Origin of the sequence: Ekhidna sp., from assembly GCF_040223195.1 — a bacterium.
GTDB lineage: Bacteria > Bacteroidota > Bacteroidia > Cytophagales > Cyclobacteriaceae > Ekhidna.
This window is the reverse complement of sequence record NZ_JAVKDX010000012.1, coordinates 229,763-246,793: the sequence shown is the minus strand read 5'-3', so window position 1 is coordinate 246,793 and position 17,031 is coordinate 229,763. Positions and strand designations below refer to the sequence as shown.

The 17,031-nt window shown below is 42.8% G+C and carries 20 protein-coding genes; 11 read left to right on the top strand and 9 right to left on the bottom strand.

Annotation, left to right across the window (positions count from 1 at the left end; translation table 11 throughout):
• Positions 1 to 44: 44 nt before the first annotated feature.
• Both nadC and RLN88_RS05980 read right to left on the bottom strand, forming a co-directional pair.
• Complete coding sequence (gene nadC, locus RLN88_RS05985) at positions 45 to 902, bottom strand: carboxylating nicotinate-nucleotide diphosphorylase (protein WP_350220469.1); 858 nt, start codon at positions 900 to 902, stop codon at positions 45 to 47.
• 41 nt (positions 903 to 943) lie between these two features.
• A complete protein-coding gene (locus tag RLN88_RS05980) occupies positions 944 to 1,318 on the bottom strand; it encodes a DUF4783 domain-containing protein (RefSeq protein ID WP_350220468.1) in 375 nt (124 codons plus the stop codon).
• Between the two features lie 96 nt (positions 1,319 to 1,414).
• Here RLN88_RS05980 and gpmI point away from each other — a divergent pair, with 96 nt between their 5' ends.
• Positions 1,415 to 2,917, top strand: a complete 1,503-nt coding sequence (gene gpmI / locus RLN88_RS05975) for a 2,3-bisphosphoglycerate-independent phosphoglycerate mutase (RefSeq protein WP_350220467.1) — start codon at positions 1,415 to 1,417, stop codon at positions 2,915 to 2,917.
• The gene (locus RLN88_RS05970) at positions 2,914 to 3,453 is read left to right on the top strand and encodes a hypothetical protein (RefSeq protein WP_350220466.1); all 540 of its coding nucleotides are present in this window, start codon (positions 2,914 to 2,916) and stop codon (positions 3,451 to 3,453) included. Before gpmI ends, RLN88_RS05970 begins: the two co-directional genes overlap by 4 nt.
• Here the strand turns inward: RLN88_RS05970 and ribH are convergent.
• The 3 genes from ribH to pdhA form a co-directional block, all read right to left on the bottom strand.
• Entirely contained in the window at positions 3,450 to 3,932 is a 483-nt protein-coding gene (gene ribH, locus RLN88_RS05965; RefSeq protein WP_350220465.1) for a 6,7-dimethyl-8-ribityllumazine synthase, read from the bottom strand. The two genes, RLN88_RS05970 and ribH, sit on opposite strands and share 4 nt — an antisense overlap.
• A 94-nt stretch (positions 3,933 to 4,026) precedes the next feature.
• Positions 4,027 to 4,722: a tetratricopeptide repeat protein gene (locus RLN88_RS05960; protein WP_350220464.1), complete on the bottom strand. Its 696-nt coding sequence runs from the start codon at positions 4,720 to 4,722 to the stop codon at positions 4,027 to 4,029.
• A gap of 99 nt (positions 4,723 to 4,821) precedes the next feature.
• The gene (pdhA, locus tag RLN88_RS05955; protein ID WP_350220463.1) at positions 4,822 to 5,838 is read right to left on the bottom strand and encodes a pyruvate dehydrogenase (acetyl-transferring) E1 component subunit alpha; all 1,017 of its coding nucleotides are present in this window, start codon (positions 5,836 to 5,838) and stop codon (positions 4,822 to 4,824) included.
• A 239-nt stretch (positions 5,839 to 6,077) separates the two neighbouring features.
• On the opposite strand from pdhA, the gene recF reads away from it, so the two are divergent.
• Positions 6,078 to 7,145, top strand: coding sequence for a DNA replication/repair protein RecF (recF, locus tag RLN88_RS05950; RefSeq protein WP_350220462.1), 1,068 nt, complete (start codon positions 6,078 to 6,080; stop codon positions 7,143 to 7,145).
• Entirely contained in the window at positions 7,142 to 7,435 is a 294-nt protein-coding gene (locus RLN88_RS05945; RefSeq protein ID WP_350220461.1) for a DciA family protein, read from the top strand. Before recF ends, RLN88_RS05945 begins: the two co-directional genes overlap by 4 nt.
• Here the strand turns inward: RLN88_RS05945 and RLN88_RS05940 are convergent.
• Together RLN88_RS05940 and RLN88_RS05935 are read right to left on the bottom strand one after the other, a co-directional pair.
• Positions 7,432 to 8,088, bottom strand: coding sequence for a DUF6048 family protein (locus RLN88_RS05940; RefSeq protein ID WP_350220460.1), 657 nt, complete (start codon positions 8,086 to 8,088; stop codon positions 7,432 to 7,434). The two genes, RLN88_RS05945 and RLN88_RS05940, sit on opposite strands and share 4 nt — an antisense overlap.
• Entirely contained in the window at positions 8,069 to 8,548 is a 480-nt protein-coding gene (locus RLN88_RS05935) for a hypothetical protein (RefSeq protein ID WP_350220459.1), read from the bottom strand. Before RLN88_RS05935 ends, RLN88_RS05940 begins: the two co-directional genes overlap by 20 nt.
• A gap of 189 nt (positions 8,549 to 8,737) precedes the next feature.
• On the opposite strand from RLN88_RS05935, the gene rimO reads away from it, so the two are divergent.
• From rimO to bshC, 3 genes are all read left to right on the top strand, one after another.
• Complete coding sequence (gene rimO / locus RLN88_RS05930; protein WP_350220458.1) at positions 8,738 to 10,054, top strand: 30S ribosomal protein S12 methylthiotransferase RimO; 1,317 nt, start codon at positions 8,738 to 8,740, stop codon at positions 10,052 to 10,054.
• 255 nt (positions 10,055 to 10,309) lie between these two features.
• Complete coding sequence (gene vapC, locus RLN88_RS05925; RefSeq protein ID WP_350220457.1) at positions 10,310 to 10,714, top strand: type II toxin-antitoxin system tRNA(fMet)-specific endonuclease VapC; 405 nt, start codon at positions 10,310 to 10,312, stop codon at positions 10,712 to 10,714.
• 12 nt (positions 10,715 to 10,726) lie between these two features.
• Positions 10,727 to 12,280 carry a bacillithiol biosynthesis cysteine-adding enzyme BshC gene (gene bshC, locus RLN88_RS05920; RefSeq protein WP_350220456.1) on the top strand — a complete coding sequence of 518 codons (1,554 nt, stop codon included), beginning with the start codon at positions 10,727 to 10,729 and terminating at the stop codon, positions 12,278 to 12,280.
• Positions 12,281 to 12,283: 3 nt separating this feature from the next.
• Here the strand turns inward: bshC and RLN88_RS05915 are convergent, their stop codons facing one another.
• Together RLN88_RS05915 and RLN88_RS05910 are read right to left on the bottom strand one after the other, a co-directional pair.
• A complete protein-coding gene (locus RLN88_RS05915; RefSeq protein ID WP_350220455.1) occupies positions 12,284 to 12,544 on the bottom strand; it encodes a Txe/YoeB family addiction module toxin in 261 nt (86 codons plus the stop codon).
• Positions 12,541 to 12,795 carry a type II toxin-antitoxin system Phd/YefM family antitoxin gene (locus RLN88_RS05910; protein WP_350220454.1) on the bottom strand — a complete coding sequence of 85 codons (255 nt, stop codon included), beginning with the start codon at positions 12,793 to 12,795 and terminating at the stop codon, positions 12,541 to 12,543. The genes RLN88_RS05915 and RLN88_RS05910 overlap by 4 nt, the downstream gene beginning before the upstream one ends.
• A gap of 91 nt (positions 12,796 to 12,886) precedes the next feature.
• On the opposite strand from RLN88_RS05910, the gene RLN88_RS05905 reads away from it, so the two are divergent.
• From RLN88_RS05905 to RLN88_RS05890, 4 genes are read left to right on the top strand one after another with little or no spacing between them, the layout of a single operon-like run.
• A complete protein-coding gene (locus RLN88_RS05905; RefSeq protein ID WP_350220453.1) occupies positions 12,887 to 13,957 on the top strand; it encodes an alanine racemase in 1,071 nt (356 codons plus the stop codon).
• Between the two features lie 2 nt (positions 13,958 to 13,959).
• Complete coding sequence (locus tag RLN88_RS05900) at positions 13,960 to 15,111, top strand: glycoside hydrolase family 3 protein (RefSeq protein ID WP_350220452.1); 1,152 nt, start codon at positions 13,960 to 13,962, stop codon at positions 15,109 to 15,111.
• Positions 15,112 to 15,151: 40 nt separating this feature from the next.
• Positions 15,152 to 16,027, top strand: a complete 876-nt coding sequence (locus tag RLN88_RS05895) for a bestrophin family protein (RefSeq protein ID WP_350220451.1) — start codon at positions 15,152 to 15,154, stop codon at positions 16,025 to 16,027.
• A gap of 25 nt (positions 16,028 to 16,052) precedes the next feature.
• Positions 16,053 to 16,952 (top strand): hypothetical protein, encoded by a 900-nt coding sequence (locus tag RLN88_RS05890; protein WP_350220450.1) that lies wholly within the window; start codon positions 16,053 to 16,055, stop codon positions 16,950 to 16,952.
• Positions 16,953 to 17,031: the final 79 nt, after the last annotated feature.

Sequence of the window (17,031 nt, the reverse complement as noted above, 5' to 3'; positions counted from 1 at the left end):
TAGCTCTTTCTACTTCAATAACAATTACAACGCGAATATAGAATTTAAAACGCTTTGAGACTCATATCCATGCTCTTGTATGAGTGGGTAAGTGCACCCACCGAAATGAAATCGACACCTGTTTCAGCAATCTCTGCAATGGTTTTCTCGGTGATTCCGCCAGAAGCCTCTGTTTCAAATCGACCTCCGATCATTTTGATGGCCTGTCTGATGTCCGAAGGAAGCATATTATCGAGCATCACCCGATTCACCTTTCCTACCTGAAGCACCTCATCAAGCTCTTTTAAACTTCTTACTTCAATTTCGATATCAAGCTTGAGGTCATTCTTTTCAAGGTAAGCCACTGTCTGATTGATGGCATTTTTTACCCCTCCGGCCATGTCTATGTGATTGTCCTTGAGCATCACCATGTCATACAGTCCAAACCGGTGATTGACTCCCCCTCCAATCACCACGGCCCATTTTTCGGGCAAACGAAAAAGCGGTGTGGTTTTTCTTGTGTCCAGCAATTTGGCCTTCGAACCCTTAATCAGTTGGTTCATGTGATGGGTATAAGTGGCTATCGCGCTCATTCGCTGCAAGCAATTCAGAACTAAGCGCTCCGATGAAAGAATGGATCGTGAACTTCCCTCTACATTGAAGCCCACTTCCCCGTGTTCCACCATGTCACCATCCTTTTTGATGAACTCCAGCTGGAGGTCTTTATCTAGGTAATGGAAAATTTTCTCAGCCAGCTCAAGCCCGGCAATGACCCCATCATCTTTAATAATTAAATGTGCTTTACTGGTGGCATTTTCCGGAATTGATCCCAGAGAAGAGTGGTCTCCACTGCCAATATCCTCTGCCAGGGCAGCCTTGATAAAGGCATTGATATTTTTTGTGGTCAAATACGGCAAATTCATATCAGGCGGTTTAAATGAAGCAGGCGGTAGGACGAAATAAGTTACTCCTGACTGAAATTCAAAGTGTCTATCAGGTAATTATCGCCAATTTTTTTGATGAACATAACCACCCGGTAGGCCCCATCAGAGTGGGTGTATCTGCCAATCGTGTATTTCAGTCCTTCCGGCGAAGCACCCTGATGGATATAGGTAAAATTTTTGGGGGCGTTTTTATTGAAAAAATTTCGCAGAATTACTTCCGCCTGAGCTTTACTGTAGTTTGAGCTCTCCCCATTTATCTTAATCTCCACCGTCTGATTACAAAATTTAATGAGCTCTTTGGAACTTCCGGCTTTCATAGCTGTGCCTATATCTCGGATCGTTTCATCCTGACCGGGAGTAAGAAAAAAGAATAAAACAAGGATTAGCGTCTTCATCGGTTTTCAAAAGTCATACACAATGTAGTAAAAACCATGCCCAATTTATTCATTCAATGAACTACATTCAAAAAATGGCGCTTCTATATTTGCCATATGGACAAAAAAGTCATTCTCCTGATTCTCGACGGCTGGGGCATTGCCAAAGACAAATCCGTCTCTGCAATTGATGCTGCTCACACACCCTTTATGGATAGGGTATTCAAAGAGTATCCCCATGGGAGGCTGGAGGCTTCAGGTCTGGCAGTGGGTCTACCTGATGGGCAAATGGGAAATTCGGAGGTGGGTCACATGAATATTGGGGCAGGCAGAGTGGTTTATCAGGATCTGGTGAAAATCAGCAATGCGGTGAAGGATGGCTCCATTGCTCAAAATGACACTTTTAAAAATGCACTTGAGTATGCACGAATCCAGGACAAACCCATACATCTGATTGGGCTGGTTTCCGATGGTGGTGTTCACTCTCACATCGATCACTTGAAAGGACTTCTAACTGCCTTTTATAATCAGGGTTTTGATGATGTGTTCGTTCATGCCTTCACGGATGGAAGAGATACTGATCCAAAGAGTGGAGTTGGCTATTTGAGGGATGTTCAGCACCACATGGCTGAAACAGTTGGCACACTTGCTACCATTACGGGAAGATATTTTGCTATGGATCGGGACAACCGATGGGAACGGGTGAAGCTCGCCTATGACGCAATGGTAAAAGGTGAAGGAAAAAAAGTGCAGGATCCGCTCCGAGCCGTGGAAGAATCCTATCAGGAGAATGTGACAGATGAGTTTTTGAAGCCTATTATCTGTGCTGATGCAAAGATTCAGGATGGAGATGTGGTGCTTTGCTTCAATTTCCGAACAGATAGAGGACGCCAAATTACCCAGGCACTCACGCAGCAGGATTTCCCCGAGCAGGGAATGAAGAAGTTGGATCTTCATTATGCAACGATGACCAACTACGATGATTCCTTCAAAGGCGTGCATGTGATGTATGGAAAAGATAACCTGACCATGACATTGGGTGAGGTGTTGGAGAAAAATGGCAAAAAGCAGATTCGAATAGCTGAGACAGAAAAGTACCCACATGTGACCTTCTTCTTCTCCGGCGGAAGGGAGCAGCCCTTTGATGGGGAGAAACGAATACTCTGCCCATCTCCCAAAGTGGCCACTTACGATCTCCAGCCAGAGATGAGTGCCTATGACATACGTGATAAGATCATCCCTGAACTCAAGTCAAAGTCCGCTGATTTCGTTTGTCTAAACTTCGCCAACCCGGACATGGTGGGGCATACCGGCGTTTTCGAAGCAGCTGTAAAAGCATGCGAAACGGTAGATAGCTGTACTGAGGCAGTCGTGAATACCGCATTGGAAAATGACTACTTATCCATCATTATCGCTGATCATGGCAACTCAGACATGATGGTCAATCCGGATGGAACCCCAAATACTGCACATACCACGAATCTTGTTCCATTCATTGTGGTTGATAAAGAGTTTAAAGGAACCCTGAAGAATGGCAAACTCGGAGACCTGGCTCCAACCATTTTAAAATTTATGGGATTGGAAATCCCACAAGAAATGACTGGCGAAATTCTAGCATGAAACAACTAACACTCCTTTTTATCCCTTTACTATTTGTAGGATGTCAAAAGCTGAAGCCCGAATCCGTGAGTATTCCTGAATATCCTGACTTTGCGGAACTGATGAAAGATCAGGTGGAATTGCTGGGTGAGGGAAAAATTGAGAAACAGGTCATGCTTGGAGATGAGCAGGAAACCCAATTCATCATGATGGATTCCACAAGATGGGTGGAGGAACTTTCTTTTCTTAAGGAAATCAATCCAAATCAGCCAGAGTATGTTGGGACATTTGAAAAGTCTGAAGAAGGGAATACCCAGACACTTTCACTTGGAGCGAATGAAAGTGGAGCTTTGAAGAAGGTGATTTATGCTAAAGATGAGGATGGGTATACCTCTATTGAAGCTACTTTCCATGAAGACAAAGATGTGTATATCCATCATCGGGAAATCAAACTGAATTTCGAGAAAGGAATTTTGAGTTCCTACCAGATCAATGGCTATCAGAAAATGATGATGAAGGATACCGTGCGATTTGGGGTAGAGCTAAAAGTAGATTAAGGCCTTACCCCTAGCATCTTTATTGCTGTTGCTGCTGCTTCATCGCCCTTATTGCCATGCTTCCCTCCAGCACGATCCAGTGCCTGTTTCATAGTATTAGGAGTGAGCACACCAAAAATGACTGGCTTATTAAATTTCAGACTGACATTGGTGATGCCATTGGCCACTGCGTCACAGATGAAATCAAAATGTCGAGTCTCTCCCTGAATTACACATCCTAGGCAAATCACCGCATCAATATCCTTTCGCTCAGCCATCCATTGGCCTCCAAGACTTAGCTCAAAAGTGCCGGGAACATTCATCCGCTCGATCTTGTCCCGATCAGCTCCTGCATTGATAAGAGTCTGATATGCTCCTGAGTAAAGTGATTCTGTAACCTGTTCATTCCACTCCGCTACGACAATCCCAAACTTGAATTTGCTAACATCTATAGATGCGCTGATCTTAACGTCGCTGAGGTTTTTATCTGCTGATGACATAATGTAAAATTAAAAAAGGAAGTCATCCTGAGCATGTCGAGGGATCAACTTCCTTTTAATATAGATGCTGAAATAAATTCAGCATGACAAATATTTATTGAGCTAAAGCTTCCAATCTTGCTTTCTGCTTTTTTGCATCATGAATCTGCGCTGAATTTGGGTAATCGGAAACGATCACTCCATAAGTTCCTGCCGCATCTTTAAGACTTCCGTTCTGCTCTTGAGCAATCGCCAACTTCTTCAGATACACCGGAGTAAAAGATTCATTCTTCTTATAATCTGCGGCTCTTTCGTAATACTCAATTGCATTAGAGAAATCATCCATCTCCATATATGCATCACCGATCAATGAATATGCTCTGCCCTGAAGTAAGTAATCATCACTGCTAAATTCTTTTAGCTGACGTACCGCACCATCAAAATCTCCTTGCTTTAGGAATGATGCTCCGGCATAAAACCTGGAAAGGTTAGCGGCCTTCGTACCAGGGAACTCCTCAATGATCTCAAGGAATCCGTAGCTGTTTCCGTCACCATTCAGTGCAAGGGCTAGACTATCTGCATCAAAATAAAACTGCGCCTGGAAAAGCTCCTCTTGAGCAGTTTGATTCTGGTTGGTGATGTAGTAGTTGTATCCTGCAAAACCCACAATCAAAAGTGCGATAACACCCCCGATTCCAAAGACCATTCCTTTATTTCGTTTGCTGCTAAAAAATTCATTGGCTTTCTCAACGATTGCATTTGGATCCTCTAAAATCTCAATGCCGTCATCTTGCTTTTTTCCTTTTGCCATTTCTCTAAAATCTTATCGTTAATCAAATTCCGGACTCAAGCCGGAAAATGCGGTCGCAAAGATATATTTTTTGTTCAGATGTGTAAGACTCTCAGTCAATTATGTGTTTACAAATGGATAATCATTCTCCACATAGTTGTCCGTATAGGCCTCAGAAGCTTCCGGCCAAGGTGATTCCTCCGCAAATTCAACAGCTTTGGCCACCACGTCTTTGATTTCATTGTCAATTTCCTTGAGCTCTTCTTCTTTTGCCCACTTATTTTTCAGGATGGTTTGTTTCACCTGCTCAATAGGATCTTGTTGTTTATATTCTTCCAGCTCTTCTTTGGTTCGATATTTAGCCGGATCAGACATAGAGTGACCTTTGTATCGATACGTTCTAAACTCGAGGAATGTAGGTCCATCACCTTTTCTCGCACGTTTTGCCGCTTTCTCTACAGCGATGTGTACATCCTCAACTCTCATAGCATCAACCGGTTCAGATGGCATATCATACGCTTCTGCCAGCGTATAAAGTTCAGTCACATTGGATGTCCTTTTTACTGAAGTACCCATCGCATAGCCATTATTTTCCACCACAAAGATTACAGGCATTTTCATTGTCATCGCCATGTTGAAAGCCTCATGCAAAGCTCCCTGACGAACAGCCCCATCACCCATGTAGCAGATACACAGATTTTTTGTGCCTTTATATTGCTCAGCAAATCCAATGCCCGCTCCAAGTGGAATCTGGCCGCCTACGATACCGTGCCCTCCCATGAAGTTGACCTCTTTATCAAACATGTGCATAGAGCCTCCTTTGCCTTTCGAAACACCTGTTGCCTTACCGTAAAGCTCCGCCATCACTTTTCCCGGATCTGTTCCAAGTGCTAATGGGTGTCCGTGATCTCTGTAGGCTGTGATCCATTTGTCATCTTTATCCAATGCTGAAACAGCTCCGGATGCGCATGCCTCCTGACCTATGTATAAGTGACAAAATCCGCGAATTTTCTGCTGACCATAAAGCTGGCCTGCTTTCTCTTCAAACCTCCTCATCAGCTGCATCGAGCGAAACCACTCCATGTACTGCTCCTTCGAAAACTCTCCTGATTTTTTTGTTGTCTTTTTAGCCGCCATAGGACTCAATTGTTTGATTTACTTTGCTAAACGGATAGCGAAATTAGCTCAAAACAAGGTGAGTAGAAAAGATTTGCCTTGAGATGCTTCGAGATATTCCGATATTCAAAAATGACACAATTTAGTCTCCTCCTCGGAGGAGATAGAGGTGGGTCAATCTTAAAACTGTCATTTTTGAATATAAAATGTTAACGAAAACCCACCCCATACCCCTCCCGGGAGGGGATTTGATATAGCATATGTTCCTCAAAAAATTAAAACTTACGTCCTTCAAGAATCACCCAGAAGTTGCTTTCGATTTTGGGGAAAGGATCAATTGTATTCTGGGAAAAAATGGGGTGGGCAAAACCAATATGCTGGATGCCATCTATTATCTCTCCTTCACCAAAAGTGCAGTTGGCTCACAGGATAAGCTGGCGATCACACACGATCACCGTGCATTCACTCTTTTTGGTACGTATGATGCACTTACCATCGCTCTTCAGTTTGAAAAAGGAAAAGTGAAAACCCTGAAGATCGATGGTCAGGAACCTGAACGTTTGAGCGATGTGATTGGAAAAGTGCCATTGGTCATTGTGCTTCCGGATGATACCTCCATGATCAAAGAAGGGAGCGAGGAACGTCGAAAGTTTTTTGACGGTGCGCTATCACAGTTTGATGGTGAATACTTAACATCCTTATTGAAATACAACAAGGTCTTGAAACAGCGCAACAGCCTGCTAAAAGTTGAGGAAGAAAGAGGTCTCAACAAAAAGCTGCTAGAAACCTACGACGATCAGCTTATTCCGCTTGCGATAGATATTTCAAAAAAGCGGCAAGAAATGAAGGAAGTATTCCTGCCGTTCCTTCAGAAGAATTATGCAGACCTGCATGAAGGTGGGGAAACGCCTGGCCTGAACTTCAAGACGCATGTGGGAGAGGGATTTGCGGATCGGTTCAAAGCCAACACGCAAAGAGACCAGATCATGCAGCGAACTTTGCTCGGAAGCCATAAGGACGACTTTGAGTTTTTGCTAGATGATGAGCTGATCAAAAAGTTTGGCTCACAGGGACAACAGAAGACCTTTATCATCGCTTTGAAGCTGGCGCTGTATGATTTCTTAAGAGAAAAAACTGGCAAAAAGCCACTTCTCCTCCTCGATGATATTTTTGATAAACTGGATGACTCCAGAATCGAGCTTCTAGTTTCTTTATTGCTAGATCACGATCGTTTTCAGCAGATTTTCATCACTGATGCTCGTAAAGACCGGAGTAAAGAGCTTTTCAAAAAAGAGAAAGAGGTAAACTTTATTGATATTGCACAATGATAAAGGAAGACCCAATCAAAAGTTTCAGAAGTGCATTTCAGGGATTCCTGAAAGAAGAAAACCTGGAGCATACCTATAAACAAAAGCAAGTCATTGCAGATTGGGAGCGCATCATGGGCAAAACCATCGCCTCTCGTACAACTAAAATGTTCTTTAATCAAAAAACACTTTTTGTAAAGCTTTCCTCAGCACCGCTTAAAAGTGAAATGCAAAACTCCAAAGCACAGATCATAGAGCTGATAGAAAAGGAGATTGGGAAAGGTGAGGTAGATGATGTGAGGTTTCTCTAGTTTTTAAAAGGCACCCTCCACATCAAGTAATAATCAAATGCCGTAGAGTTCTGTCGCTTTGTTTTTCCAAAGCCAGGAATTTCATACGTTTTGAGTTCGCCCTCTCCATCGATTTTGCGTGCAAACTGCCACCTCATCGTGAACCCCATGTATAAATTGGAGACGAGCTTCCCCCGCAAACCAAAAGCCACTTCAAACCATCGGGCGGATAGGTCTGGGTTTGATAAGTTGAAAGTCTCTTCACCAAAATCATAATCCTCAGTATAGATTAGCTGATCCTCAAAGCTGGCCCTGGCATACCGCAAGCCCAACGAGAGCACATTCCCGCTCTGCTGATCCTTTGTAAAATTCCTGTCTATGCCCGTCCGGAAATAACTTCCCTTGTTTTCATAGTCAAACGTCTCTCCCCGCTGATGCTCTTCTATACCATAATCCAGCACCACATTGTACCGATGTAGCGCCAGTGCGACTTCCACTTCATGGGTGGTCAGCCCGGAGTTGAAAAAAGTTCTTCCGGTTCGTATTGCATTCATCCCGATCTTCACTTCGTACGGACGAAAGCTCAGCTTCTCCTTCTTTTCAGAAGGCTGCTCCTGGCCACTCAGACCCAGACAGAACACCAGTGACAATATGCTAAAAGTACACTTCCACATTGGTGCTTAATTGTCTGTTGGTAACCGTACCCGGAATAGAAAGTGAATCAAAGGAATACCCTACTGTATCAATATTCAAAAAAATCAGGGACGGCTCACAGGCCGGATCAAAGATTGAATACTCTTTATCATAGCTCAGCTCAATAAAATGACTGGTGGTATCCGAATCAAACAGGAGCCTAGTGGAGCTAGTGGAGGGGTCAAGAGGTAGCAGAATAAAAGTGGAATCCGAAACGATCGTAGTATCACCCGAAGTTGAAACCGTGGTATCCGCCAAAAAGCGAAATTGGTAAGGGGAATTCTCTGCCGTGAAAGTGAACCCAACAACTTTTGGATCTTTTGTCTCAAAATCGAAAAACCTTACGATTATAAAATCACGATTGTCATCTGTGCCACAGTTTTCAATATCCTGGCACGAGAGAATTAGCAGTCCAAAAAGTATGATTTCGAGTTTTTTCACAGGCTGGCAAAATTAAACCTTAGTATTCAATGTCGTTTAGCAAAGAGTTTTTAATCTGTCCTCCTTCTCACTCCCACCGAAGGGAGACAAATGGGCTTAGCTAAACGACAAAGCACTTTATATTCCATTAGCTTTGCACTCGTCAATCGGAATTGAACAAATAAAAGATCGTAGGGTTCTAGTAAAGTCATGAAAACAAAGGGGTTAAAGAAAACGAAAGTCAACATTGTCACACTTGGGTGCTCCAAAAACCTGGTGGATTCTGAAGTGATGCTGACACAGCTGAGGGGAAACAACATTGATGCCACACATGAGTCCACTAAAGACGATGCAAGTGTGGTGGTGATAAATACCTGCGGGTTCATCGATAATGCCAAGCAAGAATCCATCGACACGATCCTTCGCTATGTAGATGCCAAACAGGAAGGCCTGGTAGAGAAAGTTTATGTATCCGGCTGCCTCTCTCAGCGCTACAAAGAAGAACTCAAAGAAGAAATTCCCGATGTGGATGCCTGGTTTGGGACCGGCGACCTTCCGGCGCTCTTAAAAAAATTCAAAGCAGATTATAAGAAAGAGCTGCTTGGTGAACGAATTCTCACCACCAGCAATCATTATGCATACTTAAAGATTGCTGAAGGCTGTGACCGACCCTGTAGCTTTTGTGCCATCCCATTGATGAGAGGAAAGCACGTTTCCAAACCAATGGAGCAGGTCATTGCTGAGGCTGAATCACTCGTTCGTCAGGGAACAAAAGAAATTTTACTCATCGCACAGGATTCCACTTATTACGGATTGGACCTTTATAAAAAGCGAAACCTTGCCGAGCTGATGGATCGGCTGGCAGATGTGGAAGGCCTGGAATGGATCCGTCTGCACTATGCATTCCCAACAGGTTTTCCCGAAGATGTGCTGGATGTCATGGCCAAGCGATCAAACATTTGCAACTACCTGGATATCCCCCTCCAGCATGCCTCTACCAACATGTTGAAAATGATGCGTCGGGGCACAACCAGAGAAAAGACCGAAGCGTTGCTGGATAAGATGCGAAGCAAAGTTCCTGATATTGCCATACGGACGACACTCATAGCAGGACACCCAGGAGAGACACAAGAAGACTTTGAGGAGATGCTCGATTTTGTGGAGAAGAATCGATTTGAACGATTGGGCATTTTTACCTATTCACACGAGGAAAATACCCATTCATACAATTTTGCTGATGATGTGCCGGATGAAACCAAACAAGAACGTGCAAATGCCGTAATGGAACTTCAGGAAGAAATTTCCATGAGGAGAAATGAGGAGAAAGTGGGGAAAGAATTCAAAGTTTTGATCGATCGGATGGAGAGTGGGGCATTTATCGGAAGAACCGAGCATGATTCCCCGGAAGTGGATAACGAAATAATTATTCCTGCAGATGAGACCTATTTGAGGATTGGAGATTTTGCTCAAATTAAAATCACCGATGCTACGGCGTTTGATCTTTACGGTGAACCAATAATTAATTGATATATTTATAATCATGGGAGCTTTGAACATTAGCGATAAGACATTAAAGAAATATTTTGCTTTTCTAAATAAGCTTGATGATTCTTCCAAAACCAGATTAATAGATAGATTAAGGAAGTCTATTACTAAACCCCAAAAAGGCTCCCTTACAATAAAGGAATTGTATGGCAAATGGGAAGATTCACTCCCCGTGGAAAAGCAAATTGGGGAAATTCGAAATTCAAGAATCGATCGTTCTTCCGAATTGAATTTTGAATGAAGTATCTACTCGATACCAACATTTGCATTTATCTATTTCGTGGCAAATATGAAATAGATGAAAAAATCATTGAACGAGAGGTGGAGAATTGTGCTATTTCAGAAATCTCCCTTGCCGAGCTGACATATGGGGCTGAAAATAGCGCCAACCCCAAAAAACATCTCCAAATAATTTCAGATTTTATATCCCAAATTCCTATTCTCCCCATTTATGATGCCATTCCAATCTACGGAAAATTAAAATCTGATTTAAGGAAAAAAGGGACTTTAATCAGTGACTTTGATCTTCTAATTGGCGCAACAGCTTTGGCCAATAAAATGATCATGGTTACTGAGAATGAAAGCGAATTTTCAAGATTAGAAAACCTCAAAATTGAAAATTGGGTTAAAGACGTTCAATAAGGAAACACCATTGTGCACACAGAGACCATCCCTTTAGACGAAACCGACTGTTTTTCATCTTTTTTTATTGACTACATCAATGAAAAAGAAACGCTAAAGCCTTTTTACTCGGATTTTCCATCGGTTAAGAATTTCAAATCCGCCATTGAAAAAAGGCGTTTTCCTGCGTCAAACAGGAAAGTGCTGGTAGACGCGGTGCATGAGCAATACAACGACCTGACAATCAATTCCGCAGTAAGTCAAAACATACAGTCTTTAGGTGACGACAAAACTTTCACGATCACTACGGGTCATCAGCTTAATATTTTTACAGGCCCGCTCTACTTCATTTACAAAATTGTGACAGTGGTCAATGCTTGCAAAACACTGAAGCAGGCCTACCCGGATTACCACTTCGTGCCGGTCTACTGGATGGCCAGTGAGGATCACGATTTTGCAGAAATCAACCACTTCTTTTTCGAAGGAAAGAAGTATGAATGGAAAACGGATCAAACAGGAGCAGTTGGGCATTTCGATCCTTCAGGATTAACAGAGATGGCAGACAAGCTCCCGAAGGGAGCAGAGTTTTTTAAAGAAGCCTATTCAAGAGAAACATTAGCAGGTGCGGTTCGATCTTACGTCAATCATATATTCGGCAATGAAGGATTGGTGGTTGTTGATGCTGATCATCCCAAATTGAAAGGCCTTTTTGCCAAAGTGATTGAAGATGATTTATTCATTCACTCTGCCGAGAATCTGGTGGCGAAGACATCTGATTCGTTAGAGTCGCTAGGATACAAAACTCAGGTCTATGCCCGTCAGATCAATCTTTTCTATCTCGGTAAAGGCATTAGAGAACGAATAGAAAAAACCAAAGACGGATTTACCGTTTTGAATACTGATCTTCAGTTTAGTGATGATCAAATGAAATCACTGATCGAGAGCAATCCGGAGCGATTCAGTCCGAATGTGGTCCTCCGTCCGCTATATCAGGAAACCATCCTCCCCAATCTGGCCTATGTGGGCGGTCCATCGGAAGCCATATATTGGTTGCAACTCAAGGCTGTTTTCGATCACTTCGAAACCTCATTTCCTTTATTGATGCCACGAAATTTTGCGCTGATCATCCCTGATGAGGTTTCCAAAAAATGGGAAAAAACAGGACTATCTCATGCGGACCTGTTTTTAAATACTGATAAGGCATTTACCAAATGGGTAGAAGCCAACACCATAAACGCCCTCACGTATCAGGAAGAGTTGCAAAAAATCCATACGATTGAAACTGAGCTAAAGGAGAAAGCGGCAGAAGTAGACCCCACATTGGTACAACATCTGGACGCTTTGCATGCTTCCTTCTCCAAGCGAATTGAGAAGGCTGAAAAGAAACTCAAACGAGCCGAAAAGCGAAAGCATGAAGATCGACGGAGGCAAATAGAAGCAGTGAAGGAAACGCTCTTCCCTGGTGGCAGCCTGCAAGAGCGAAGGGACAACTTTCTGAATTTCTACCTTCAGGATCCGCAGTTTATACAGAAGCTCCTTACCACTTTTGATGCGTTTGAATACAGAATGTACTTACTTAAAAAGTAAGTACTATTTATCATAGTGAAACCTGCATTTGGCTATCAGGATACTGTCATCTTTTACCTGATAAATCAGCCGATGTTCCTGATCTATTCTCCGAGACCAAAATCCCTGATATCTATGTTTTAAAGGTTCGGGTTTTCCTATTCCATCGAAGGGGTTCCTTGAAATATCCTTAATGAGATCATTAATTCTCTTTAGTCTCTTTTTATCCGTTTTCTGCCAATACAAATAATCTTCCCAAGACTCGTCGACAAAAACAAGCTTCATTCTTCAATCAGCTTTTTTTCCTCCCCCTTGCCTGATTTTAATTTCTCTATGGCTGAGTCCAGTCTTTGCTCGTTTGTTTTTGAAGACAGTTCGTGGCTAGTGGCGTTTAGCGAATTGTACTCTTCCAAGGACATGATGACAACCCCGCTCCCTTCCCCTCTATTCAAAATCAGTGTTTCAAAGTTTTCAGAAACATTATCCAAATAGGATTTAATATTCTTTCTGAAATCCGAAATTGTTGTAGATAACATAATAATATTTTGTACATGTAAACGTACGTGTTTTAGTTTTTGTTGACAACAAATTCATTAGTATTTTACTGTATCAACATTATTCAGCTAAATGGACATAAAGACTCCCACCCTCCTTATAGACCTGGAAAAATGCCGAGGCAACATCGATACCGCGCTAAAAAAGGCACAGCAATCGTCTGCTCAGCTAAGACCTCATTTTAAAACGCATTTTTCTGCTCAAATAGGACAGCTCTATAAAGATGTGGGTGTTGAAGCATGCACAGTAAGTTCGGTATCCATGGCTAATTATTTTGCCGGGCATGGCTGGATTGATATCACCATTGCCTTTCCCTACAATCCACTTGAGGTTGGCGATATCTCGTCATTGGCAGGTAGGGTTAAGCTGAATATTCTAATTGAGTCCGAGGAGAGTCTCGCTCATGCAAAACAGCACCTGAAAAACACGGTTGGCTATTTCGTTAAAATCGATGTGGGCAGCAACCGAACCGGAATTGACCCACGGAATAAATCCCTAATCAAATCCCTTCTTAACCAATCTACAGACAAGCTTCAATACAAAGGGCTCCTTGCTCATGCCGGACACACCTACGGTTGCAAAGATTTTGATAGTGTGAAATGGATCTTTGATGGAGCTACTAAAGTACTCACCGATCTAAAAAATAAGTTTGGGGGTATCATTTCCTATGGAGACACCCCCTCTTGTAGCCTCATGGATGACCTTTCGTTTTGTGACGAGCTTCGTCCTGGAAATTTCATTTTTTATGATTGGATGCAACATGAGATTGGTTCTTGTTCCATTGAAGAGATCGCTGTTTGTTTGGCCTGTCCTGTGGTGGCTATCCACCCTTCGCGAAACGAAATTGTTATTTACGGAGGAGCCGTTCATCTTTCCAAAGATTCACTAGGAGAATTGAAGACCAAGAGTTTTGGGAAAGCGGTGAAGCTGGAGAAAATCGGCTGGAGTACAAAAGTCATTGGAAATGTAAGTCGGATTTCCCAAGAGCACGGCATCATTAAGCTCAATGAAGGCGAGCTCGCTCATGTAAAAGTTGGTGATGTGATTGGTGTTATTCCTGTACATTCGTGCCTTACTGCTGATTTGCAGAGACACTACCTCTCCACCTCCGGTGAGAGAATTGAAAAGATGACGAAGAATTAAACATGCAAAAAACACTTTCGCTGCTTTTTACTTTACTCGCCCTCTCTGGTTTTTCCAAAAATAACGACCCAACCAAAGACACCATAGACGTGATGATCGGACAGATGATCATGATCGGAATCGGGGATTTCAACCTGGTGGATGGGGATGAGCCAATTTTTGATGAGGTGAAGTCCGGGAAAGTTGGGGGTGTGGTGTTGTATGAAAAAAATATCCTCTTTGAGAGCCCCAAGCCAGAGCTTGCTTTACTGGTGGAGACCCTTCAAAAAAATGCATCCATACCACTTTTTATTAGCATAGATGAAGAGGGAGGTCTTGTCTCCCGGATGAAGACCCGCTATGGCTTCCCCAAAAACGTCTCCGCACAATATCTGGGCGATATGAACAACCTGGACTCAACTCGATTTTATGCAGGCCAGACGGCTTCTTTGCTCAATAGCTTTGGCATCAACATGAACTATGCGCCGGTAGTTGACTTAAACCTGAACCCAAGAAACCCTGTCATTGGCCGGATCAAACGAAGCTACTCTGAAGATTATAATGAAGTGATTCGTCAGGCTTTCGAAGTAATTGATCAACACAACAAACATGGCGTTGTTCCGGTATTAAAGCACTTTCCCGGTCACGGCAGTAGTAGAAGCGATACTCACCTTGGCCTGACAGATGTGACTGAAACCTGGCAAATCGAGGAGATGTATCCGTACTCTGCGCTCATCGATAGCGGTGTGGTAAAAGCCGTGATGACCGCACATATTGTTAACCAGTCTTTGGATGCAACCAAGAATCCCGCCACCTTATCCAAAAGAGTGGTCACCGGTATGCTTAGAGACTTCCTCGGATTTAACGGCGTGATCATCTCTGATGACATGCAGATGGGAGCCATCAACAATGAATATGGGCTGAGAGAAGCTATAAGAATGTCGATTGATGCCGGAGTGGATATGCTCATGTTTGCCAACAATGTGCAGGACTACAATCGCATCACTGCCAGCGCTGTTCACGGCATCATTAAAGACCTGCTGTTTGAAGGCATTGTCACTCGCGAGCGCATTTATCAATCTTATAACCGAATCATGAAACTGAAGGCTGAAACTGGATTGTGCGATGAGAATTACTTTCGGTCCCTTAAAAATAAATTGCGTGCTTACAACTAGCTATAAAATAAAAGCCTGATTTTACTATCTTCACCAATCCATGATCCAATACAATCCCAAATCGTGGTTCTCACTAATCTTTGACGTCTATAGTAGATACGTCATCAGAGCCCTTTTTCCACTGATTCTGTTTGCAGGAGTACTCACTGCTGTGCTTTGCTTTCTTTTCATTGATGTACTTCATATCACCATTGAGGATACCAAAGCATTCCACTCTATTCTCGGGGTGATCCTGGGTCTATTCCTGGTGCTCAGGACAAATACTGCTTATGATCGATGGTGGGAAGGAAGAAAGCTTTGGGGTCAGTTGGTAAATGATACCCGTCAGTTGGCAATTAAAATCTCGACTTTTATCCCTGAAGAAGCCACAGAAGATCGCCTCTTTTTTAAGAAGATGATTCCAAATGTGACATTCGCAATGAAGCATCACCTTAGGAATAGCATCCTTGTGGGTGAAATGGATTTTCACGATGAAAACCACAAAAGACGAATTATCAACAGCGCGCACCGACCTAACATCATCAATAAAATAATGATGGAGCGGGTGATGGACATGAACAAGCGGGGCTTAATCACAGCAGACAAGCTGTTCATTCTTGATAAAGAAATTAAAGGGTTTACAGACATCATAGGAGCCTGCGAGCGGATCAAAACCACCCCGATTCCATACTCATACAGTATGTTCATCAAGAAATTCCTTTTTATCTACTGTATCACACTTCCAATGACCTTCATTGGTGAGTTTGGATATTGGTCCATTTTATTGGTAGCCATCGCCTTCTATTTTTTGATGAGTGTAGAGCTTATTTCGGAAGAAATTGAAGACCCATTCGGCAGAGACATCAATGACCTTCCTTTGGATGAACTTTGTGTGAAGATCAAAAAGAACATTATCGAAATTTTCAACAATAACTAACTTGGCAAGCTAAAAACTTCTAATTATGAAATTCAATCAACTCAAACTAGCCTCTTTTGCACTATCTGCAGCAGTGCTTATTTCATCTTGCGGTGGCGGCAGTAATAAAGAACAATCCTCTGACGCAGGGTCAGAGTTTGATGCTGCTAAAGAGCAAGTTGCTGCTGACGTTTCAAAAGTTCTAAAAGACCTTCCTCCTCCATCTGAGGTGCCTTATCTTCTCATGAATGCAGGAGCGGAGTTTGATGAAAGCATCATCAACTCTATGGACAAGATGGAGTCATACCAAAACAATGAAACCAAAGCTGCACTAAACCTTGGCGTATACGCTACCGATATTGGCTATCTGGCTTCTTATGAAAAATCAGAAAAGGCACTTGACTACATGGGCGAATGCCAAAAACTTGCTGCCCCGGTGGGGGTTTCCAGTGCCATTGATTATGGAATGATTTCCCGGTTCGAAGCAAACATGGAGAACAAAGATTCACTGGCATCTATCATCAACGAGGTAATGCAAAAATCAGGGGAACGTTTGAGCGAGCTTGAAGAACTCAACAGTGCCGCATTGCTTCTTGCCGGTAGCTGGATTGAGGGTGTTTACATTTCTACAACAATCGTAAATACCTACCCGGATGATCTGCCGGAAGAATCCCGAACACTGATTTTGGAGCCCTTGGTAAAAATTGTGATGGATCAGAAGACCTCTCTCAATGACCTGCTTCAGGTAATGAATGATGTGCCAGAGTCTGCTGATGTGAATAATATGATTGCCGAACTAGGGAAAGTGAAAGCAATCTATGATGGAGAGCTTGCGGAGGTTGAAAAACAAATTGCAGAAAACACCGGAGGATTCGTTTTGAAGCCAAGTACGCTGGATAATCTTGCTGCAGAAGTGGGCAGAATCCGAAACTCAATTATCGAATAAAGATTTATTAAAAAAGATGAAATAGCCGTCATTGCATTGCTTTGGCGGCTTTTTTATTTTATCTGAGTACCACGAATGT